At 69.5% G+C, this 20,858-nt stretch carries 18 protein-coding genes and 6 pseudogenes; 13 read left to right on the top strand and 11 right to left on the bottom strand.

What is annotated here, in order from left to right:
* Position 1: 1 nt before the first annotated feature.
* Positions 2–379 carry a response regulator gene (locus AB0I51_RS23265; RefSeq protein WP_362977986.1) on the bottom strand — a complete coding sequence of 126 codons (378 nt, stop codon included), beginning with the start codon at positions 377–379 and terminating at the stop codon, positions 2–4.
* A 150-nt stretch (positions 380–529) separates the two neighbouring features.
* On the opposite strand from AB0I51_RS23265, the gene AB0I51_RS23260 reads away from it, so the two are divergent.
* On the top strand, positions 530–1,783 hold the full coding sequence (locus AB0I51_RS23260) for a hypothetical protein (protein ID WP_362977984.1): 1,254 nt from the start codon (positions 530–532) through the stop codon (positions 1,781–1,783).
* Between the two features lie 99 nt (positions 1,784–1,882).
* On the opposite strand, the gene AB0I51_RS23255 is transcribed toward AB0I51_RS23260, so the two are convergent.
* Positions 1,883–4,066, bottom strand: coding sequence for an MMPL family transporter (locus AB0I51_RS23255; RefSeq protein WP_362977982.1), 2,184 nt, complete (start codon positions 4,064–4,066; stop codon positions 1,883–1,885).
* A gap of 191 nt (positions 4,067–4,257) precedes the next feature.
* On the opposite strand from AB0I51_RS23255, the pseudogene AB0I51_RS23250 reads away from it, so the two are divergent.
* Positions 4,258–4,733 (top strand): annotated as a pseudogene (locus AB0I51_RS23250) (hypothetical protein).
* Positions 4,734–4,907: 174 nt separating this feature from the next.
* On the opposite strand, the gene AB0I51_RS23245 reads toward AB0I51_RS23250, so the two are convergent.
* Together AB0I51_RS23245 and AB0I51_RS23240 are read right to left on the bottom strand one after the other, a co-directional pair.
* Positions 4,908–5,342: a VOC family protein gene (locus AB0I51_RS23245; protein ID WP_362977980.1), complete on the bottom strand. Its 435-nt coding sequence runs from the start codon at positions 5,340–5,342 to the stop codon at positions 4,908–4,910.
* Between the two features lie 277 nt (positions 5,343–5,619).
* Positions 5,620–6,435, bottom strand: a complete 816-nt coding sequence (locus tag AB0I51_RS23240) for an SDR family NAD(P)-dependent oxidoreductase (RefSeq protein WP_362978022.1) — start codon at positions 6,433–6,435, stop codon at positions 5,620–5,622.
* A 245-nt stretch (positions 6,436–6,680) separates the two neighbouring features.
* On the opposite strand from AB0I51_RS23240, the gene AB0I51_RS23235 reads away from it, so the two are divergent.
* Together AB0I51_RS23235 and AB0I51_RS23230 are read left to right on the top strand one after the other, a co-directional pair.
* The gene (locus AB0I51_RS23235) at positions 6,681–6,968 is read left to right on the top strand and encodes a hypothetical protein (protein WP_362977978.1); all 288 of its coding nucleotides are present in this window, start codon (positions 6,681–6,683) and stop codon (positions 6,966–6,968) included.
* 150 nt (positions 6,969–7,118) lie between these two features.
* A complete protein-coding gene (locus tag AB0I51_RS23230) occupies positions 7,119–7,379 on the top strand; it encodes a S1 RNA-binding domain-containing protein (protein WP_362977976.1) in 261 nt (86 codons plus the stop codon).
* Between the two features lie 107 nt (positions 7,380–7,486).
* On the opposite strand, the gene AB0I51_RS23225 is transcribed toward AB0I51_RS23230, so the two are convergent.
* The 4 genes from AB0I51_RS23225 to AB0I51_RS23210 all read right to left on the bottom strand — a co-directional run bounded on the left by AB0I51_RS23225 (position 7,487) and on the right by AB0I51_RS23210 (position 10,873).
* The gene (locus AB0I51_RS23225) at positions 7,487–8,530 is read right to left on the bottom strand and encodes a cellulase family glycosylhydrolase (protein ID WP_362977974.1); all 1,044 of its coding nucleotides are present in this window, start codon (positions 8,528–8,530) and stop codon (positions 7,487–7,489) included.
* Between the two features lie 315 nt (positions 8,531–8,845).
* Entirely contained in the window at positions 8,846–9,673 is an 828-nt protein-coding gene (locus AB0I51_RS23220) for an SAM-dependent methyltransferase (RefSeq protein ID WP_362977972.1), read from the bottom strand.
* 85 nt (positions 9,674–9,758) lie between these two features.
* Complete coding sequence (locus AB0I51_RS23215; RefSeq protein ID WP_362977970.1) at positions 9,759–10,010, bottom strand: DUF397 domain-containing protein; 252 nt, start codon at positions 10,008–10,010, stop codon at positions 9,759–9,761.
* A complete protein-coding gene (locus AB0I51_RS23210) occupies positions 10,007–10,873 on the bottom strand; it encodes a helix-turn-helix transcriptional regulator (protein WP_362977968.1) in 867 nt (288 codons plus the stop codon). Before AB0I51_RS23210 ends, AB0I51_RS23215 begins: the two co-directional genes overlap by 4 nt.
* A 238-nt stretch (positions 10,874–11,111) precedes the next feature.
* On the opposite strand from AB0I51_RS23210, the gene AB0I51_RS23205 reads away from it, so the two are divergent.
* A complete protein-coding gene (locus AB0I51_RS23205) occupies positions 11,112–11,558 on the top strand; it encodes an ATP-binding protein (protein WP_362977966.1) in 447 nt (148 codons plus the stop codon).
* A 39-nt stretch (positions 11,559–11,597) separates the two neighbouring features.
* Here the strand turns inward: AB0I51_RS23205 and AB0I51_RS23200 are convergent, their stop codons facing one another.
* A complete protein-coding gene (locus AB0I51_RS23200) occupies positions 11,598–13,016 on the bottom strand; it encodes a SpoIIE family protein phosphatase (protein WP_362977964.1) in 1,419 nt (472 codons plus the stop codon).
* 71 nt (positions 13,017–13,087) lie between these two features.
* On the opposite strand from AB0I51_RS23200, the gene AB0I51_RS23195 reads away from it, so the two are divergent.
* From AB0I51_RS23195 to AB0I51_RS23165, 7 genes and pseudogenes are all read left to right on the top strand, one after another.
* On the top strand, positions 13,088–13,900 hold the full coding sequence (locus AB0I51_RS23195) for an SAM-dependent methyltransferase (RefSeq protein ID WP_362977962.1): 813 nt from the start codon (positions 13,088–13,090) through the stop codon (positions 13,898–13,900).
* A 132-nt stretch (positions 13,901–14,032) separates the two neighbouring features.
* Entirely contained in the window at positions 14,033–14,911 is an 879-nt protein-coding gene (locus tag AB0I51_RS23190) for a SigB/SigF/SigG family RNA polymerase sigma factor (protein WP_362977960.1), read from the top strand.
* A gap of 142 nt (positions 14,912–15,053) precedes the next feature.
* A complete protein-coding gene (locus AB0I51_RS23185; protein WP_362977958.1) occupies positions 15,054–15,629 on the top strand; it encodes a hypothetical protein in 576 nt (191 codons plus the stop codon).
* 97 nt (positions 15,630–15,726) lie between these two features.
* Positions 15,727–15,948: pseudogene (locus tag AB0I51_RS23180) on the top strand (TetR family transcriptional regulator); the annotation flags it as partial.
* A pseudogene (locus AB0I51_RS23175) lies at positions 15,945–16,553 on the top strand (MFS transporter); the annotation flags it as partial. The pseudogenes AB0I51_RS23180 and AB0I51_RS23175, both read left to right, overlap by 4 nt.
* Positions 16,554–16,658: 105 nt before the next feature.
* Positions 16,659–16,784, top strand: a pseudogene (locus AB0I51_RS23170) (extradiol ring-cleavage dioxygenase); the annotation flags it as partial.
* A gap of 31 nt (positions 16,785–16,815) precedes the next feature.
* Positions 16,816–17,895, top strand: coding sequence for a YbhN family protein (locus tag AB0I51_RS23165; protein ID WP_362977956.1), 1,080 nt, complete (start codon positions 16,816–16,818; stop codon positions 17,893–17,895).
* Positions 17,896–17,973: 78 nt separating this feature from the next.
* Here AB0I51_RS23165 and AB0I51_RS23160 read toward each other — a convergent pair whose 3' ends face one another.
* On the bottom strand, positions 17,974–19,683 hold the full coding sequence (locus AB0I51_RS23160) for a carbohydrate binding domain-containing protein (RefSeq protein WP_362977954.1): 1,710 nt from the start codon (positions 19,681–19,683) through the stop codon (positions 17,974–17,976).
* A 159-nt stretch (positions 19,684–19,842) separates the two neighbouring features.
* Positions 19,843–20,652: pseudogene (gene dmpG, locus AB0I51_RS23155) on the bottom strand (4-hydroxy-2-oxovalerate aldolase); the annotation flags it as partial.
* Between dmpG and AB0I51_RS23150 the strand changes: the two are divergent.
* Positions 20,644–20,844 (top strand): annotated as a pseudogene (locus AB0I51_RS23150) (IclR family transcriptional regulator C-terminal domain-containing protein); the annotation flags it as partial. The pseudogenes dmpG and AB0I51_RS23150 overlap by 9 nt on opposite strands.
* Positions 20,845–20,858 lie beyond the last annotated feature (14 nt).

Raw genomic sequence — 20,858 nt, 5'->3', positions numbered from 1 at the left:
CTCAGCCCTCGTCCGAGCCGTCCGCCGTGATGAAGCGGGAGAGCGCGGTGGCCGACAGCCGTGCCTTCGTCAGGAAACCGGCCGTCGGGCAGCGCGCGATCCGCCCGCCGAACTCGTCGGCCTCACGCACCGAACACAGCACGACCACCACCCCCGACGCCGGCGCGCTCAACTCCCGGGCGGCGGCGAACACATCCTCGCCCGGGAGCCCGAGATCCAGGAGCACGAGGTCGGGACCGTTTCCCCGGGCGATCGCCGTGACGGCCGCCGACGCCGAAGCCGCCTCCGACACGGTGTACTCACCGTCGACCTCCAACAAGGCGCGTACGGCGGCCCGGTAGACGGGATCGTCGTCCACGATCAGCACGCTGCGGCCCATGTCCCCATGCTGGCGGACCTCGGCGGGCGACGGCATCAGGGCCTGCACCGAGAACTCCGTTCAGGAGACGGGTGGTTGCCCCGAAGACCCCGGCCCGCCGCGAACTCACACTGGTGGGACAGCCCATTGCGGGGTCATCGGGGGGAACGTATGCGGGGATATCGGGGGAGGCTGCTCGCGCCGGCACTGCTCGCGGCGCTGGTGGCAACGGGGTGCAAGGACCCGACAGGGGGTACGACGGTCTCCGTCAAACCCGCGTTCCTGCCGGTGACGTTCACGATCGACTCGTCGGGAAAGATCAGCGTCTCCGCCGACGCGTCGATCGTGACACCGCTGGGCGAGGTGTCGGTGTCGGGATTCCAGCGAGAGCTGGGCAACCCCAAGCCGTATCTCGTGGCGGCCATCCGGCATCTGGAGGGGAGCACGACATCCGGCGCGAACGCGGCCGTGGACCGGACCACGGGGGCGGTCCACTCCGCGTACGCGCCGGATCCGGACTACGCCGAAGTCGCCGAGAGCTCCAGCACGGTCTACTCCCTGTACCGGATCGAGGCCAATGGCCGTCATGTCCGGCCCGCACTGAACGGGCAGCCCCTTGCCCTGGCGAAGAGCGGCACGATCGTCGTCGACGCCACGCACACACAGCCCGGCAGAGTGACCCAGCTGCAGATCGCCGACGCCCCGGAACAGCAGCATTCACCGGTGCCGGCCGGTACGGCGTCCTCCTGCGCGGGAACCGAAGCCATCGGGATCACCCTGCCCGAGGTGTCCGCGGGGGCCGATGTCACCGGCACCGTCACGGAGTTGGCGGCCGACTGTCTGCAGGTCCAGTACGTGGCGGAGCCTGCGGACGGGGTGGCGGAGGGCACGGTCGCGCGGGTCGTGATCCCGGTCGACGGTGCAGCCGACGCGGTGCAGTTGCCGCGCGTCGACGACGGTGCGCCGGGGCCGGGGGACCGGGTGACGGTGAGCCGTCGAACGCCGGCCACGGTGTATGTCGCTGCACCGGCGCCCGCGCCGTCGCCGAGCGGCAGCGGCGAGACTCCCGGTCAGCCGTCGGACGAACCTTCCGAGTCCGCCGTGCCGGGGACCACGCAGGTGGAAGGCGCCGCGTACGCGCCCGTCCGCACGAGCCCGGGCACGGCCGGGGAACGGACCAGCCACATCGAGGCGGGCGGCCACTACCCGGCACTGTGCATGACGCACGGCGAGACGGTGCAGGCCCACGGCTACACGAGTGATGTGTGGGCCGAGTTGGCTCTCAGCGCCGGGGGCACCGGCTGGGTCACGGCCACGGCGCTCACCGGAGGCCCCGACGGGCTCTCGCTCCCGGAGTGCTCCGACACCGGAACGGCGTCCGGCACTCCGTCGCCGACAGCCTCTGATGCCGTACCGACCGGCTGACGATCATGAAGCGCTGGGAACTCGGTCTCGCCGTCCGGGAGTTGGGTGAGGGCCTGTCCGCCGGATGTCGGGGCGGCGGACAGGCCCCCGGTGTCGTGACTACCCGAGTCGGCCTGCCGGATCGTGGGCGACCGAGTCCTGGTCCCCGCCGCCGGAGACCTCGGCATCTGTGCCCGGGACAGGTGCTGTTTCCCGGGCGCGGTCGGCGTGGCCGGGCCACCAGGCTGCGTGGCCGATCAGGGCGGTGAGGCTGGGCGTGAAGAACATCGCCATCACGAACGCGGCGACGGCGATGCCGAAGGAGACGGCGAAGCCCATCTCGGTGAGCAGCGCGTTGCCGGCCAGCATCATGGTCGCGAAGGTCGCCGCGAGGATGAAACCGGCCGCTGCCACGGTCGGCCCCGCATACCGCAACGCCATACCCGCCGCCTCGCGCGGATCGCGACCCTCGCGGGCCTCCTCGCGCAGCCGGGCGATCATCAGGATGTTGTAGTCGGTGCCGATGGCGACCACGAAGAGATACATGATCACCGGGAGCATGAACATCAGACCCGGGTGCCCCTGGGCGTCCTGGAAGATCCAGACGGTGGCGCCGAGTGTGGCGCCGAAGCCGAGACCCACCGACGCCATGAGGTACAGGGGCGCGACCACACTGCGCAGCACCAGCCCCAGGATCAGCATGATCAGCAGGGCGGCGACGGGGAAGACGGTCCGGTAGTCGTGATTGACCGCGGCGTTGATGTCCTTGTAGATCGAGGACATGCCGCCGACCAGGGCCTCCGTACCGTCGGGAGCGGCGGAGTGCGCGACCTCGCGCACCCGGCCCACGGTGTCGATCGCCTTCTCCGTCGAAGCCTCGTACCTCAGCGTCACGGTGAAGTCCGCAGTGGTCCCGCCCTTGTTGACCTGGCTCATCCGGGCGCTCGCGACACCGTCCACGGCCCCGAGCTTCTCGGCGTAGGCGGCGAAGGTGCTCCGGTCGAGCGCCCGGCCGTCGGCGCTGGAGAGATAGACGTCGGTCGGTGCGGCGGCACCCGCCGAGTACGCCTTCTGCATCTCGTCCTGGACGACCATCGACTCCTTGGTCTTGGGCATGGAACCCGAGGCCAGATCGAAGGTGGCCTTGTAGCCGAGGGTGCCGAGCGACAGGGCGACGAGAACGACGCCGGAGAGCGCGGCGGTCAGCGCGGGACGGCGCCGTACGCCGCGGCCGAGGGCGGCGAACCGGGCGTTCTCCGGCTCCCGCTGCCACGACTTGGAAGGCCAGAAGACCTTCGGCCCGATCAGCGACACCACGGCCGGGATCAGGGTCAGACCGGCGATCAGGGTGACGCTGACGGCGATGGCCAGCGCCGGACCCATCTGCTTGAGGAAGCCCAGCGTGGACAGCACCAGCGCGAGGAACGCGATGATGACCGCGCCGGCCGCGGACGCGATGGCCTCCCCGACCCGGGCGACCGCGTTGATCATGGCCTGCTTCGGTTCGTCACCTGCCCGCAGCCGTTCCCGGTAGCGGAACATCAGGAACAGGAAGTAGTCCGTGCCCACACCGAACAGCACGACGATCAGGATCGAGGAGACGGAACTGTTGGCCTGCAGGCCGAACAGCTTGGTGGCGTACGCGATCAGCCCGTTGGCGATGGCCGCCACCACACCGATCAGCAGCAGGGGCAGGAACGCGAGGATCGGCGCCCGGAAAATGATCAGGAGCGTCACCAGGATGATGACGAAGGTCCCGATACCGATCAGCGCCTCGCCGCGCTTGGAGGAGTCCTGCTGATCGAGGGCCTGCGCGGCGGAACCGCCGAGCCTCACCTCCAGGTCGGTGCCCTTGACCAGTTGCTTGACGTCCGCGCGCAGCACCTTGGCGGCATCCGCCTGAACCGGCTGGCCGGCGTTCTTGCTGTCCATCTGGACCAGGGACATGGTGTAGCGGCCGTCCTTGGACGGCTGGCCGGGGACCACCTTCTGCACCTGGTCGATGTGCTTCTCGCCCAACTCGGTGGTGATCCGGGCGACGTCCTTCTTGTCGGCGGCGGTCAGCGTGCCGCCGTCGGTGCGCTGGTACAGCGCGATGGCGGACGGGGTGAAGGCGCTGGGGAACGCCTTCACCTGCAGATCCGCGGCTTTGATGGATTCGTAGCTCTTGGGCAGGAAGCTGCTCTCGTCACTGTTGGAGGGCAGGCCCGGAGCGGTGGCGACAATCGCCACCGCCGCGATCAGCCACGCGACGATCGTCCAGACGGGATGTCGGACGACCGTATTGCCAATACGTCGGAACATGCGGGAGGTCCTCCTGTGCAGGAAGATCACCGCAGCCCGGGGAGCGGACCCCGGCATCGGCGACCCCGACCGGCCCTCACCCGTTGGCCGGTCGAATGGTTGTCTGTCTTCTTGTCACATCGGTCAGGCGTGAAGATTCATAACACAGGCATGGTTGCGAACGCCGGTGAGTTTTCCGGGAGGGGTTCACAGTGGCAGGTGACGTCCGGGGACTGGTCTTGTCGCTGGCAGGGGTTGTGGTCGGGGGCGGGCTGACGGCGCTTGCCCAGCGTGCCGCTCAGCGGTCCACCGAGCGGACCGAGCAACGCAGGCAGGCCGTGGCCGCGGCGGAGAGCCGTCGGGCGGAACAACTGCAGGTGCTCAAGGAGTTCGTCGCGAAGGCGCAGGAGGCCGAGCGGGTCGCGTACAGCCGGCCTGACCCGTGGGGTGATGATGAGAACGGCTGGATGACGGGCGCCGGGCCGGTCATGACCGCGCTGTGGACGGGGTCGGGCAATGTGATGCCGATGTGCGACGAAGCACTGCACGAACCCGTCCGCCTCTACGGATACGCGCTCAACCAGGCGGTGTGGACAGGACATCGGCGACACCGAAGTGAACGAGCACCTCGAAACACACAAGGGCCGCGTTCATGACCGCAGCGCGCCGGAGTCTGGCCGGCGGCTGACGGGGCGCCAAGCGGAGCGGTAGCACCAGGACTCTGAGAGCACCTCGCGGAGCCGGGTACGTTCAGCGGTACTTGCCTGGGCATGTCGTCGTACGCCGGCACCTGTCCCGCGCCGCATACGCGACCGGAGTGGACCGAGGAAGGTGGTTGCCCACCCCCCCAGTCGAAGAACGTTCAGTCGATACAGAACTCGTTGCCCTCGATGTCCAGCATCGGGATGCACGACTCGTTCTCCTCGTCGGCGTACAGCGTCTGCACGTGGGTCGCGCCGAGCGCGACCAGTCGTGCGCACTCGGCTTCGAGCACGGCGAGGCGCTCGTCCCCCACCAGCCCGGTGCCGACCCGGACATCGAGATGCACCCGATTCTTGACGGTCTTGCCTTCGGGGACGCGCTGGAAGTACAGGCGAGGACCCACGCCCGAGGGATCACTGCAGGCGAACCATGTTCCCCGCTCCTCAGGAGGCAGGGTGCGGTTGAAGTCGTCCCAGGTGGTGAACCCCTCCGGTGGCGGCGGTACGACGTACCCCAGCACTTCACACCAGAAGCGGGCGACGCGCTCCGGTTCTGCACAGTCAAAGGTGACTTGGAACTTCTTGATCGCGGACATCGGCGCACCGTACCGCTTACCTGGGGACCCCGCCGCTCATTTCCCGGGCGGATCCGCCCGCCACCCGTCGCGCCCTGGGCCGCGCCGCCGGCAGTCGCGGAGGATCTCGTAGTTCGTCAGTACGTGCAGCTGGACGCGGCCACCTCCGGTCTCCTTCAACAGGTGCGCGAACTGCGTTACTTGCAGGCCGTTGAACGTCTCCACCCGCATCCCTGCGGCCCTCAACACACCAGCCGCACACCGGAGATGCCCAGCACACAGCCTTGTGCAAGACCCTTCAGGCTCCGAACGCCATCTTCGAGACGCCGTCCCACTTCCGCCATTCGTCCAGCCGTGCCTGGTACTCCTTGGTGACCATTTCCAGCGGTTCCTCACCGAAGAAGATCCGCAGTGGCGGCTGCTCCGCGTCGACCACGGTGAGGATCGCCGCTCGCGTCGCACCCGGATCGCCGCGCCGCGCGGAGATCCGCGTCATGGCGGCGCGGAAGTCGTCGTAGGCGGGCAGGTGTTGGGTCTGCACCGCGGAGGGGCCGGCCCATCCTGTGGCGTACCCTACGGGTTCGACCAGCGTGACCTTGATGCCGAAGTCCTTCACCTCGGCGGCGAGGCTCGCGGTGAAGCCCTCCAGGGCGAACTTGGAGGCGTGGTAGAGGCCCAGTCCGGGCAGGGAGACGACGCCGCCGATGGACGACACCTGGATGATGTGGCCGCAACCGCGGGCGCGCAGGTGCGGCAGCACCGCCTGGGTGACCCAGAGCGCGCCGAACAGATTGACCTCGATCTGCTCGCGGGCCTGCTGCTCGGTCACCTCCTCGGTCATGCAGAACAGGCCGTAGCCCGCGTTGTTGACGACGACGTCGAGGCCACCGAACTTGTCGACCGCCTCCTGCACGGCTTCGAACGCCGCCGCGCGGCCGGCGACGTCGAGTCGCAGCGGCAGCACCGCGTCGCCGTACTTCGCGACGAGGTCGTCGAACGCGGACTCCGAGCGACTGGTCACGGCGACCTGGTCGCCGCGTTCGAGCGCGGCTTCCGCCCATTCCAGGCCGAACCCCTTCGAGGCTCCGGTGATGAACCACGTCTTCGGCCTGATTTCCCCCGCTCACTCTCTTGTTCGCTGACCGACAAGAACGCGACCAGTGAACTTGGTCGGTGACCAAGGTGTCAACTCGTAGTGCGGCGCTCCCTGTGCGGTGACCAAGGGGTGCGTTACGGTCCTTGTGTGGCGACCAAGATGATCGTCGGCCCTGCCCGGCCCTGTCCTGGTGATGTCGAAAGGGGCGGTGCCGTCGCCGAGATTCACCGTTACTGGGCGGACGACGGACGGATCGTCAGCTTTTGTCGGTCAAGGCGGCCGGTATCGAGGCGCTGTGGAAGCACTTCGAAGTCTTTCCCGAGCTGTACGAGACGGTGGAGGTCCGAGAGCCGTACTGCACGTACCTGGAATCGGGGGACAGGATTGTGATCGAGCACGACATCTTGATCCGTACGCGAGACGGCGACCATGCCGTCGTTGCCGGCGAGACCGGGCGGGAGGAGTTCCGGGTGACGTCGATCTTCTCCGTCCTCGACGACAGGATCACGGAGATGCGGGAGGTCGCTGCCGTCAAGGCCGGAGAGGACTGACCGCCCGGCGTCGGGTTCATCACGATCCCCGAACTTTCATGGCGTCACATCGACGCGGCTTCCGACGCCGGTCGGGTCGGCCTGCGCGTCTCGTGCGAGTTCCTCCAGTTCGACGACTGGAACGGAGAGGCGTGGCTGTCCTTGAGGGCGATGCAGCCGGACCCCTTCGCGGCGTTCGCCGAAGGGGTCACGGTGGGGCAGGCACAGCACGGACAGGTCACCGAGGTGGTCCCGTTCGGCGTCTTCGTCCGGGTCGCCGACGGCATTGAAGGACTGGTCCGTCTGCGGGAGTTGGCCGGGATGCCCGTGGAGACGGCGGAGGGCATCCCTCAAGTGGGCGACGAGGTCGATGTCGTCGTCACCGACATCGACCGGGCGCGGCGCAGCGTGGCACTGTCCCCGGCGCTCTGACCGTGAACGTCCTTACGCCGCCGAGCAGTTCACCATGAGGCGGGTGCCGCGATCCGCCCCGCCCGCCATCTCGCGGGAACGGATCACGCCGCCGGCCCCGTCCGCGGTCAGGACTTGACCGGTCGTCCCCTGCCCCAGGCCCAGGCAAGGCGGTCCGCGCCGGACTGGTTGGTCGTGGCCAGCCAGGGGCGGGCCGCGTCGCCGATGAGCTTCTGGATCGAGTACGTGTCGTCGGTGCGCAGACCCGGCCAGTAGACGGAACCCATGCCGAGCTTGCGGAAGGTGTCGGTGTCCGCCTGGATGAAGTTGACCGAATTGTCGGCAGGGGTGGGCACGTTGTAGTTCAGGCCCGTGGTCATCGGGGCACCGAACTCGTCGGCCACCGTACGGTTCGCGCAGTCGCCGAGACGTACCTTGAGGTCGCTCACCCACTGGTCGTAGGTGGCGTAGTCCTTCCAGAAGCCGTAGTGGTGCAGGGAGAGGTAGGTGCCCTTCAGGCGCGGGTCGGCGCAGACTGTGGTGACGTGGTCGTTGTAGCCGGCGCCGCTCACGAACACCCGGTTGCGCGGCACATGGGAGTAGGTGTCGAGCCACTTGGCGGCGAGGTCGGCCCACTCGGCGTCGGTGTAGCCGTGGGGCTCGTTCATCGGCTCGAAGTAGACGTGCTGGTTGTGCTGGTACGCCTTGACCACGGTGTCCCACATGGGCCAGTACGTGGCGGGGTCGTCGATGAAGCCGTCCTTGTTGGCGCCCGTCCCCTCCCAGTACGACACGATGACCTTGAAGCCCTGCGCCGTCGCCGCGTCGATGACACCGCGGTACGACTTCCAGTAACTGCCGTTCACCGTGTACGGGTTGATGGGCAGCCGCACCGTGTTGGCGCCGAGGTTGGCACGGAACGCCGCGATGACGCGGCTCGCCTTCGTGTACGTCTGGGCGTAGGTGTCGGTGAGCGACAGGCCGGACAGGACGACCGGGTCGTCGGCGTAGTTGTCGCGCGGGTCGGCCCAGTTGACGCCCTTGAACTGGGACGTGTTCGTGCTCGGCGCGGCGGAGGCGGGGCCGCCGGCCAGCGTGGTGCCGGTGACCGCGGCGATCGCGACGGCCACGAACGTGGCCCGCAGACGGGTTCTGGCGGGGATGGTGCGCATCGACTTGCCCTTTCAGGAATGGCGACTCGGCGCATGGCGAGGCCTGCGCGCGGCTGAGCGGCCGTCGGAACAGATGCCGGGGCGGACGGGTGGGATCGGCTCGCCGTCCTGGTACCCGGTGGGCCAGGTGTGGGGGACCGGGGCGATGTTTACGTAAACATTTCAGCGCCGGAATCGTGGCATCCGGCATCGCCCGCGTCAAGGTTTCCCGCACGTGACATCGCTGGTGCCCTGCGGCCGGTCTCCATCTCCGCCGCCCCGGCACATGACTACGGGCCCCGGGGCAACTGCCCAGGGGCCCGCGGAAGACGGGGGTTACGGCTTGATGCCCACCCCGGTCCACAGGCTGACCTCGGCGTCCGTGGGCGGCTCCGCCGGCACGGTGTCCTCGGCGGCGGCGTCGGGGCGCCAGCGGTGGCCGACCGCGATGCCGGGGTCCAGCAGGTCGAGCCCGGCGAAGAAACGGGAGACGTCCTTCTGGGAGCGGAACTGCACGGGTGTCCCGGCGTTGGTGTAGATCGACGTCACCTTGTCCCAGGTGGCGGGGTCGAAGTCGGGCGTGCAGTGGCTGATGGCCAGGGCGCTGCCCGAGGGGAGAACCGACAGCAGACGCTCCACGAGGCCGTACGGGTCCTGGGCGTCGGTGACGAAGTGCAGGAGCGCGTTGAGGGAGAGCGCGACCGGCTGGCCGAGATTCAGTACCTCGGCCAACTCCGGGGCGTTGAGGAGCGTCTCGGGGTCGTTGACGTCGGCCTGCACATAGGTGGTGCGGCCCTGCCGGGTGCTGCGCATCAGCCGCTCGGCGTACTTGAGGACCAGGGGGTCGTTGTCGGCGTAGACCACCCGTGCCTCGGGGACCACGGACTGGGCGACCTGGTGCAGATTCGGTTCGGTGGGGATGCCGGTGCCGATGTCGAGCCACTGCCGGATGCCGTGCTCCCGGGCCAGGACACGGGTGGCCCGGTGCATGAACGCACGGTTCTCGCGGGCGCAGACGAAGATGGCCGGGTAGGCCGCCGCGACCGTCTCGGCCGCCTGCTTGTCGACCTCGAAGTGGTCCTTGCCGCCCAGGTAGTAGTCGTACATGCGGGCGGAGTGCGGCCTGCTGGTGTCGATGTCCCGCGCGGCGTGGGGGTTGGTCATGCTGTCCCTCTCAAGTGGTGTGCATCGGCGTCTCGGGCAGGTCGCAGCCGGGCCGGCTCCAGTTCCTCACGCCCGTGGTTCTGGTTCAGCCGGCCATCAGATGGTCGGCCAGGCCGCGCTTGACCCCGGCGACGAACGCGGCCATCTCCTGCGGCGTGTAGATCAGCGCGGGTCCGGCGGGGTCGGTCGACTGGCGCAACGCGACGCGGCCGTCGGAGAGTTGCTTGGTCTCCACGCACTGACCGCCGTTGGGGCCGCTCCAGGGGCATTCCCAGCCCTGCTCGCCGAGGTTCGACGCGGGCATCCCGTTGTAGACCGTGTTGTCGGTGGTGGTCATGAGTACTCCTTGCGCATGCGGTTCAAGAGCGCCTTGCTGTCCGCGGACGAGGTCAGCAGCGACATCCTGTTGTGCGCCTCCAGATGGGCCGCGACGTCGGATCGCTGGTCCAGATACATGGAGGCGGAGAGGATCTCGCTGTAGACGACGTCGGGCAGCTCCGGTTCCTCGAACCGGAAATAGGTGAAGGGTGCGCACGCCCCCACGTGGGCACCCGCCGAGAACGGGACGATGTCGACACTGACGTGGTCCAGTTCCGAGACCTCGAGGAGCCGGTCTATCTGGTCCCGCATGATCGAGGGACCGCCCACCACCCGGTGGAGCACGGCTTCTTCCAGCACCGCCCACAGCGTGGGCGAGTCCGGCCTCTCCAGCAGACTCTGGCGGCGCAGACGTAACTGCACCCGCCGTTCAAGGTCTTCGTCGTTGTCGTTCGGGAAGCCGCCGCTCAGTACGGCACGCGCGTAGTCGTACGTCTGGAGGAGTCCCGTGACGTAGTGCGGTTCGTAGGTGCGCAGGGTTTTGGCGCCGGTCTCCAGGCTCACATAGGCGGTGAACCAGCCGGGCAGCACATCCCGGAAGTCGTGCCACCAGCCGGGCCGGTTGGCGCGCTCGGCGAGGGTGACGAACTCCTCGATCTCCTGCCGGTCGGCGCCGTAGGTCTCCAGCAGCTTCTCGACGTAGAGCGGTTTGAGGCCGACCTCGGCCTTCTCCAGGCGGCGGATGGTCAGGGACGTCACCCGCAGGGCCCTGGCGGCGTCCTCCAGGGACACGCCGACTTCCTGCCGCCGGTCCTGCAGCCGTCGGCCGAGGATCATGCGCAGGACCGTGGGTGCACCGGCGCCCGAACGAGCTTCGCTCACGCCCAACCTCCTGAGGGACTGTCACCGGCGCCAGTCTGACAGCGACTTGCTGATGCCGCCAGACAGAAATCGGCGTTCTGTAATTATCAGGGAGCCGGTTGCAGCTTGAACTGACCTATGGGCATAGTTACTTGTGTCAGCGATCTAGGCCCCCGCCGGAACACCCCACACCGGCACGCCTGTTGCCGACGACTCGCGTCTCCCGCCTGCGCACGCCCCCGATGGAAGGCGAACCACCGTGTCCCCCCACACGACTCCCTCCCCGCAGCTTTTAGACGTCGCCAGCCCCGACCTGGCGCACTGGCTGGAACTTCCTGCGCACCGCTCCGGCGTCCGGGTCGCCCGCCATGTCATGGGCGCGCAACTGGCCAAGTGGGGCCTGCCCGAGAGCGTGCGTGACGACGCGGTGCTCCTGGTCTCGGAGTTGGCCACCAACGGTGTGTGTCACACCCCCAGCTCACGGCTCCTGTGCGGGGTCGGCATCGTCGACGACCGCTGTCTGCGCATCGAGGTGCACGACCACGACTACTCCGGCCGCGGCCTCTCCCGCTGCGAGCCGTGTGTCGACGACGAGAGCGGGCGCGGGCTGTTCATCGTGCAGGCGCTCGCGGACACCTGGGGGGTCGACCGATCGGCGCTCACGGGTGGCAAGGCCGTGTGGGCCATGCTGCCGACCGGGCGCTGATCCCGGACGATGCGGGCGGCGAGGACGCCCGCGGCCTGTTCAGGTGGTCGCGGGCGTCAACTCGGCCAGCAGCAGCGTGCGGTCGTCGGCTCCGGGCACCGCGCCGGGGGAGCGGAGCAGCCGCTCGCACAGCGTGGGGAACGCGTCGGGGCCGCCGGACGGCGCGGGTTCGGCGGCGGCCGTGTCGAGGGCCGCGGCCAGCCGGGCGATCTCCTGGTCGATGTCGGCGTGCCGGGACTCCACCAGTCCGTCGCTGTAGAGCAGGAGCAGGGACGGCTCGGAGACGGTCAGCACCGTGGACTCGTAGTTGCCGGTGCCGAGTCCCAGCGGCAGTCCCGCGCTGGCGAGGACGACGGGTGCGCCCGGTCCCCCGGGGCCGCGCAGCACGGGGGGAGGGTGCCCGGCGCCGACCAGCGTGCAGGTGTGCGACGCCGCGTCCCACTCGGCGTAGATGCAGGTCGCGAAGGACGCGCCCGGGGTGTCGTAGGCCAACTCGTCGAGGCGGCGCATGAGTTCGGCCGGTTCCATGTCGAGCCGGGCCAAGGTGCGTACGGCCGTGCGTAGCTGGATCATGGCGACGGCGGAGTCGGGGCCGTGTCCCATCGCGTCGCCGACGACCAGGCCGACCCGGCCGCCGGGGCGTGGCAGTACGTCGAACCAGTCGCCGCCGATGATGTTGCCCTGGCCGGCGGGGAGATAGCCGTGGGCGATACGGCAGCCGGGGAACTGCCGGGCCGGGTCCGGGAGCAGGCTGTTGCGGATGGCGAGGGCGGTGCGGCGCTCGCGTTCGTAGCGACGCGCGTTGTCCAGGGCCACCCCGGACCGGTCCGCCAGCGACTCCACGGCCACGGCCTCCCCGGGCAGGAACGGTTCCCGCTCCGGGCCGCGGGTGCAGGCGATGAAACCGATGACGGCACCGCGCAGTTGGATCGGCACCACGAGGAAGGACGCCGTCCGCAGCAGATCGTCTATGCGCTGCGCGTCCCCGCCCGCGGAGGCCAGCAGGCGCTGCGAGGTGTGGGTGTCCACCCCGTCGAGCACCTGTGTGTGCCCGGTGGCGAGGGCGCGCGCGTACGGCGTCTCGCGCGGGAAGACGATCACCTCACCGACCGGCAGCACACCGTCCCAGGTCTCCTGCGCCTCCGCACCCACCCGCACCGCCAGCCGGCGCGCCTCGATCTGGGCCGGATCGACGGAGGGAGTGGCGTTCTCCTCCAGCACCCACCGCTCCAGCAGATACACCGATGCCGCGTCGCAGAACCCCGGTGTCAGTGCGTGCACGACATGGGTACCGGTCAGCCGCAGATCGAGCTCCGAGCCGATCACGTCCGCGGCGGGGGCGAAGACCTGCCTGCGGCGTGGGGGCCCGGCAGGGAGTGCGTCACCGTAGTGACTGCGCGGTTCGTTCCGCAGGGTCGTGCCTTTCCGGGTGGGGACCGGCCGCGTGGCGTGGGGCATGCGGTCTGCCGTGCGTTCGACAGCAATCATATGATGACTCGTCAAGGATCATCGGGTGAAGAGGAGTTGCAGTGCCAGGTAGTGGAGGTCTGCCGCAGGGGATCGATCCGGACAAGGCGAGCGTCGCCCGAATGTACGACGCGATGCTGGGCGGCGAGCACAATTTCGCCATAGACCGCGAGGCCTTGGCGGCGTTCACGGCGATCGACCCCCAGGTGCGCACCCTGGCCCGGGCCAACCGCGACTTCCTCGGCCGGGCCGTGCGCCTCCTGGTCGCCTCCGGGGTACGGCAGTTCATCGACCTCGGCTCCGGCATCCCCACCCAGGGCAACGTCCACGAGGTCGCGCAGGCGGCCGGCCCCGGCGCCCGCGTGGTCTACGTCGACAACGATCCGGTGGCCGTCGCGCACAGCGCCTCTCTCCTCGCCGACAATCCGGACGCGGACATCGTCGACGCCGACATCCGGCGGCCGGCCGAGGTCCTGTCCGCCCCGCAGGTAAGGAAGTTGATCGACTTCGAGCAGCCGGTCGCCGTCCTGATGATCACGATCCTGCACTTCATCACGCCCGCGGAGGACCCGGCCGGCATCGTCGCCGCGTTCCGCGACGCGCTGCCCGACGGCAGCTGGCTGGCGCTGAGCCACGCGACGAACCAGGACCGCCCGGACACCGCCGCGGCCGTCGGCCAGTTGTACCGCTCCAAGGCCACCTCGCCCGTCACCGCCCGCTCCCACGACGAGATCCTCGGCCTGTTCGACGGCTTCGACCTCGTCGAACCCGGTCTGACCTATGTCCCCCTGTGGCGCCCGGACGCCGAGGACGAGATTCCGGAGAACCCGTCGGAGTACTGGGTCTACGCGGGCGTCGGCCGCAAGGGCGCGTGAGCTGTCGGGTCGGGCTGCGCATCGAAAGACAGGCGCCCGCCCCGGATTTGACCGAACGAGGGGGAGTGAGGCGTGCGAACCGGGGCAGGGGGCTGTTGTCGGTAGTTCGTTCGAACGAATGGGGTGGGCGTTATGGGAGCCGTGACGGCAGCGAAGGCACCGGCCACGGCAGGGCGGCGGGTGGCGGCCGAGGAGTCGCTCCCGTTGATCGCGGAGCCGTCGAAGGTGAGCCCGAAGGACGCGCGTGAACTGTCGCGCCAGTTCTTCGACCGGCTGACCTCGCTGGAGGAGGGCACCCACGAGTTCCAGTACGTGCGCAACACCCTGATCGAGATGAACCTCTCCCTCGTGCGCTATGCGGCGGCCCGCTTCCGCAGCCGCAGCAACAACGAGATGGAGGACATCGTCCAGGTGGGCACGATCGGACTCATCAAGGCGATCGACCGCTTCGAACTCACCCGGCAGGTCGAGTTCACCTCGTTCGCCGTCCCCTACATCGTCGGCGAGATCAAGCGCTTCTTCCGCGACACCAGCTGGGCCGTCCATGTGCCGCGCCGGCTGCAGGAGGCCCGCGTCGAGCTCGCCAAGGCGACCGAGGAACTCCGCTCCCGCCTGGGCCGTACGCCCACCACCCGGGAACTGTCCGAGCTGATGTGCCTCACCGAGGAGGAGGTCATCGAGGCCCGCAAGGCGTCCAACGGCTACACATCCTCCTCGCTCGACGCCGCGCTCAGCTCCGACGCCGGCGCCGAGGGCGAGACCGTGCTCGCCGACGTCATCGGCGCGGACGACCCGGGTCTCGAACTGGTCGACGACCTCAACTCCCTGGCCCCCCTGATCGCCCAACTCGACGAGCGGGAGCGGAAGATCATCCACATGCGCTACGTCGAGGAGCGCACTCAGGCCGAGATCGGCGAGGAACTCGGCATCTCCCAGATGCACGTGTCCCGCCTCATCAGCCGTATGCTCCGGCGTCTGCGCGCGGGGCTGCTCGATCCCGCGGTCGCCTGACGGGCCCATCCTGCCCAACAATCCGGTCTGTTGGGGGAAATCACCCTCCCGGGGCGTCCGTTCCGCGGGACTCTCGTACTGTGACCGGTCCGGCACCCAGGGTGCCGGACCGGCCGTGACAGGGTTGCCGGAAGGGGGAGTTGTGGCGTGGCGGAGTGAGGAGTTCGGGGAATCCCACGAGGGCATCGTGGGGGCGACCCTCGCCGACGGCAGTGAGCCCAAACCCGTGTATCTGGACGTCGGCAGCGGCACCAACGGATTCCAGACGCGTGAGTGGTGGGCGTACAACGGCTGGCTGGGCCGCCCCAAGGCGGCGGCCTGGCGGGCCTCCTGCGCGTGCGGCTGGCGCGGCGAGAGCCGTCCCATCGACTGGGACCAGGTGGAGGACCACGACCTGGACGACCTGGACACGTCCGACGCGTACGAGGACTGGTGGGAGCACATCAGCGCGGTCGAACGCCGTACGGTCCCGCTGCCCGAGGAACTCTCCGACCTGATGGAGCAGTTGGAGGAGCGGCTCGACGCCCTTGCGGAGACGGCGCCGGTGGCCGCGCTGAAGGCGGTGGCCATGCTGGAGCGCATGGCGGCCCGGGCCGGCAGGGAGGCCGCGTACGGGGTGCGGGCCGACGACGTGTCGGGCGAGGCGCTCGGCAAGGCACTGGGACTCAGCGTGAACAGGGCGCGGTCCCGGCTCGACCGCTACCTTCGGCCCTACTGAGCGGACGGCCTGGACGCCGGACGCCCGCTGGATCGTGCCAGACTGGACGTACTGTCCGCTCCTGCTCCGTCGTTCCCGCACCGCACCGAGGTTGTCCGTGACCAAGCCTCCGGCCCGGGTCCCCCAGCGAAGCAACGCGCGCCCCAACCGGGAACGCATCCTGGCCACGGCCCGCCGGGAACTCGGCCGGAACCCGGACATCACCCTGGATGAACTCGCCCGCGCCTCCGGCGTGGTGCGGCGCACTCTGTTCGGACACTTCCCCGGCCGGGAGGCCCTGGCCGAGGAGGCCGCGGAGGCGCTGAAGGGCGCAATCTCGGCATGAACCCGATGGCGGTGACCGGCATGGTGCTCGGCACCGTGGCCGTCTTCCTGCTCACCCAGGTCGACAAGGCCTTCACCTACGGCGACTTCCTGCCCACGATGATGCTGCTCGGCTTCGCCATCGGGCTGAGCGTCTCCCCGGCCACGGACACGATCATGGGCTCCTTCCCGGAGAACGAGCTCGGCGTCGGCGGCGGCGCCGACGACACCGCGCTGGAACTCGGCGGCTCCCTCGGCATCGCCATCCTCGGCTCGCTGCTGGGCACCACCTACAAGGACAAGCTGACCGACCTGGCCGGCGGCCACCTCCCCGCCGCCGCGCTGGACACCGCCAAGGACTCGGCCGGCGGCGGTCCGGCGGTCGCCCAGGAGATCGCGAAGACGCCGTCCGCCGGACCGCAGCAGGCACAGGCCCTGGTCGACGCCGTGCACGAGGCCTTCCCCCACGGTGTCGCGCAGACCAGCCTGGTCGGCGGCACCATCATGGCCGCCGGCACACTGATCGTCCTCGCGGTCCTGCCCGGGCGCCGCGCTGCCGGCGAGCCGGAGCCCGAGGAGACGGAGACCAGCCGCGGCCAGGAGCACGCCGACTTCGTCTGAACCCCGGTGCGAGGCGGGCCCCTTCGTGCAGCCGGGGGCCCGCATGATCGCGCTCGGTGCCACGGGTACGGCGCGGAGACGGCGCACGCGCGGGACGAAGGGACGGGGCACACTCCGGTCCGCCAGGTCATCGTGCATAAACTGGCACAGTTCAGCCTCGGCGCCCGCTCCCTCGTCCGCTCGGAGAACACCGTCCCCGCCTTGAGCGGCGACGGGATCGCCGACGGTTGAAGCTCATTTCACGAAATCGACGGTCCTGCCTGTGCACGCTCCGGACACCACCGCCATCACCCCCGAACCGGCCGACACGGCGCCGCTTCGCACCCGACGCTGGCTGCGCCCGGTGGTGATCACGGTTCTGCTCGCGCTGTTCACCACCGAACTGGTGCTGGGCTGGCCGTCGCTCGCCGCCGCGCTGTCACAACTGCGCGCACCCCGGCTGAACTGGTTCGCCGTCGCGCTCGTCGCCGAAGTCGGCGCCATGGGCTGCTACGCGCGCATGCAGCGCCGGCTGCTGCGCTCGGCCGGGGTGATCGTGCCGATCCAGAAGCACGTCGCCCTGGCCTACGCCGCCCACTCGCTCAGCGTCACACTGCCCGGCGGACCGGCCTTCTCCACCCACTTCAACTACCAGCAGATGCGGCGCTTCGGAGCCACACCAGCCGTGGCCTCCTGGTGCATCGCGCTGTCCGGCATACTCTCCGCGGCGGCCCTGGCCGTCGTCACCGCGATCTCCGCGATCGCCTCCGACGGCAGTCTGCAGTGGCACAGCCTCGTCACCCTCGGCCTGGCGGTCCTGCTGCTCACCGTCGGCATCCGGCGCATCACCCGGCATCCGGAGAAGGTCGAACCGGCCACCCGGGCCGCGCTCGCCAAGGTCAACAAGCTGCGGCACCTTCCCGAGACCCAGGGCCTTGACCGGATCCGCGGCTTCGTCGAGCAACTCCGCACCGCCCGGCTGCAACCCCGGCACGCCGTCGCCGCCGCTGTCTTCGCCGTGCTCAACTGGCTGCTCGACGCGGGCTGTCTGTGGCTGTGCTTCCACGCCATAAGCGACACCCGGATCAGCAACCCCCAACTACTGCTGGCCTTCTGTGCGGGCATGGCCGCCGGCACCCTAACGATCATCCCGGGCGGACTCGGAATCATCGACAGCGCGCTCGTCCTCGGGCTGGTCACGGGTGGTGTGGCGACCAGCACCGCCATCGCCACTGTCGTGCTCTACCGGATCATCAGCTTCGGGTTCATCATCGGCGTCGGCTGGATCACGTGGCTGGTCATCCGCCGCCACAACCGCCGTGAGCCGGTTGCCCCGGTTGTCCAGGGGCTGCCCGGCCAATGACACCGGGCCGGTGGACGCCGACGGTGCCCAGGAGGACAGGGGTCCCCTGGGCGCCGTCGCCGGTACGTCGGCGGGCCGTCAGCTGAGGGTGAAGTCGTCAGCGGTGACGTTGGACTGGCCGTACCAGCCGTGGACGAAGACGGTGACCGTGCCGCTGCTGCCGGTGGTGAAGGTGAGCGACAGCTGGTTCCAGCTGGTGTTGTTCGACCAGGTGCTCGCCGAGGCACCGCCGCTCACCCCGAGGTAGGCGTACGGTCCCTGCACCCAGGCGGTGAGTGTGTAGCTCTTGTTGGGGGACAGGGTGACGCTCTGGTCGCATTCGCCGGTGCCGCTCGCACTGGGCGTCACCTGAAGGCTGTGGCTGCCGCTGTGTACGGGACTGGACACCACCGTGCTGCCGCCCGTGCAGGTCCACGGGATCAGACTGCCGGTCTCGAAGCCCGCGTTGGTCAGCGAGCCCCCACCGCCGCCTCCGCCACCACTGGTGGTGACGGTGAGCGTGTACGTGGCGCTGTGGCTGCCGGTCGCGGCGGTGCCGGTGACGGTGATCGAGTAGCTGCCCGCGGCCACGGACGAGCCGACCGTCGCCGTCAGTGTCGAACTGCCCCCGGATGTTACGGAGTTGGGGCTGAACGAGACGCTGACGCCGGAGGGTGCACCGGAGGCGGCGAGGCTGACGGACTCGGCGCTGCCGGAGGTGACGGCGGTGGAGACGGTAGAGGTCGCCGAACCGCCCTGGGCCACCGAGGCCGAGCCCGGCGACAGGGACACCGAGAAGTCGCTGGTGGTGCCTCCGCCTCCACCGCCGCCCGAGCCCGTGTAGGGCACGAACGCGTCGGTGAACGCGAGGCTGTTCTGGCTGATCTGACTGCACGTGGGCAGGGAGTTGGCGCTGCCGCTGCACGCCTGGTCCCGGGTGATCGCCCAGAACGCCAGCCGGCCGACGCTGTTCTGCGCGGCGAAGCTCTCCACCGTCTGGGCATCCGCCAGGGTGAAGGTGGAACCGTCGTCGTTCTTGCCGATCATCGGCGTGATGCCGAGGTTGGCGTAGGTGTAGCCGGAGTCGACGGACTGCATCTGCGCCAGCGTGGCCTTGGCCGCGGAGACGGCGGCCTGCCCCATCTCGGTGCCGGTGCCCGCGTAGTAGTCCATGGCCATGATGTTGAGCACGTCGATCTTGATGCCCGCGCTCTTGGCGGCCTTGACGATGTTGACGCCGTCGCCGGTGAGCCCGCTCGTCAGCACCGGCAGGGTCATGGAGAACTTCAGGTTCGGGTTGGCCGCCTTGAGGTCCTTCATCGCCTGCATCTGGCGGGCCACCGCGGCGGTGTCCGCGATGGCGGCGCCCTCGATGTCGAAGTCGAGCTGGGTGACGCCGTAGTCGTTGATGACGGCCTGGTATCCGGCGTCGATGCTGCTCTGCGTCGAGCACGTCCAGGCCAGCGGCTCGCCGCTGGCCCCGCCGGAGGAGATGATGACCGACGCGCCCTCGGACTTGGCCTTGGCGATCAGGGGGTCGGTGAAGGAGTCGTTGCCGATGGGCAGTGTGTCGCCCCAGATCTGGTTGCAGCCGACGCCGAGGACGAAGGCCGCTGTGTACGCCTTGAGCTGGTGTCCGGTGATGGCGGTGTCGAGCAGTCCTTCCTGACTGTTCGACATGTCGACGTAGGGGGCCACGGAGTAGACGCTGCTTCCCGCGGCGCTGCTCGCGGGGGCCAGGGCGACGGTGACGCCGGTGACCGAGAGCGCGAGGGTGCACACGGAAGCCGCGAGTCTTGCCAGGCGCATGACAGATCCCCTTTCGGGGGTGCCTATAAGGGGGGTGGTGGGGGGTGGCGTGTGAGGCTTTGGTATATACCAAAGCGCCCGCGCGGCTCTCCGTCAAGAGGACTAGACCAACTCGATACCGTCGGGTCGGTCCGCCTCAACTCCCCACGGGTGTCGGCGTCATGAGGTGCCGACACCCGCGTTCTCGCGGCCGATCCCGGCTCGGGCCGGATCCGCCGCGCGTGCGACCAGGTCCAGCGCGATGTCCGTGATCATGTCTGGCCGCCGACCATCGCCCCGCCCCGCCTCGACCAGGATGCCGCGCGTGTCGAGGCCGCAGCGGGCGGCGGCCGTCTCCGCGTGGCGCAGGAAGCTGGAGTACACGCCCGCGTACCCGAGGCTGAGGGTCTCGCGGTCCACCCGCACCTCGCGGTCCTGCAGCGGTCGTACGGGATCGTCGGCCGCGTCCATGAGTGGGAACAGGTCGCAGCCGTGCTTCCGGCCCATCAGGTCGGCGACCGCCACGAACGCCCCCAGCGGGCAGTTGCCCGCTCCCGCGCCCTGGCCCGCGAGGGAGGCGTCGACGCGTATCGCACCGCCCTCGACCGCGACGACCGTGTTGGCCACGCCGAGCGCGAGGTCGTGGTGGGTGTGGATGCCCGACTCGGTTTCCGGGGCCAGGACTTCGCGGTACGCGCGGAAGCGGTCACGGACCCCGTACATCGGCAACCTGCCGCCGGAGTCGGTGACATGCACGCAGTGGGCGCCGTAGGACTCCATCGGCTTGGCCTGGCGGGCGAGTTCGGCGGGCTCGGTCATGTGGGACATCATCAGGAAACCGGCCACATCCACGCCCAACTCCCTTGCTGCCACGAAGTGTTGGGCGGAGATGTCGGCCTCGGTGCAGTGTGTGGCGACCCGTGCCGAGCGGACGCCCAGCGCATGGGCCCGCTTGAGGTCGTGGACGGTTCCGATGCCGGGCAGCAGCAGGAGGCGGCCTCGGGGGTGAGCTGCATCGCGGCCCCGGTGTTCGCCGGTGACGCCGCGCTCGCCGCCTTCTCGGTCGCCGTACCGCGCGCCCGCTTCCGGCCCGCCCAACTCGCCCCGGCGGTACGGACGGCGGCGCTGGGGTTGTCCAGGGTGCTGAGGGGCGGAGGTACCCCGCGGGCTCCACTGTCCTAGCGGCAAACCCGACC

The sequence above is a fragment of the Streptomyces sp. NPDC050549 genome (assembly GCF_040655035.1).
Classification (GTDB): Bacteria; Actinomycetota; Actinomycetes; order Streptomycetales; family Streptomycetaceae; genus Streptomyces.
The sequence above is the reverse complement of the archived record's forward strand: the minus strand, read 5'-3'. Positions and strand labels throughout refer to the sequence as shown.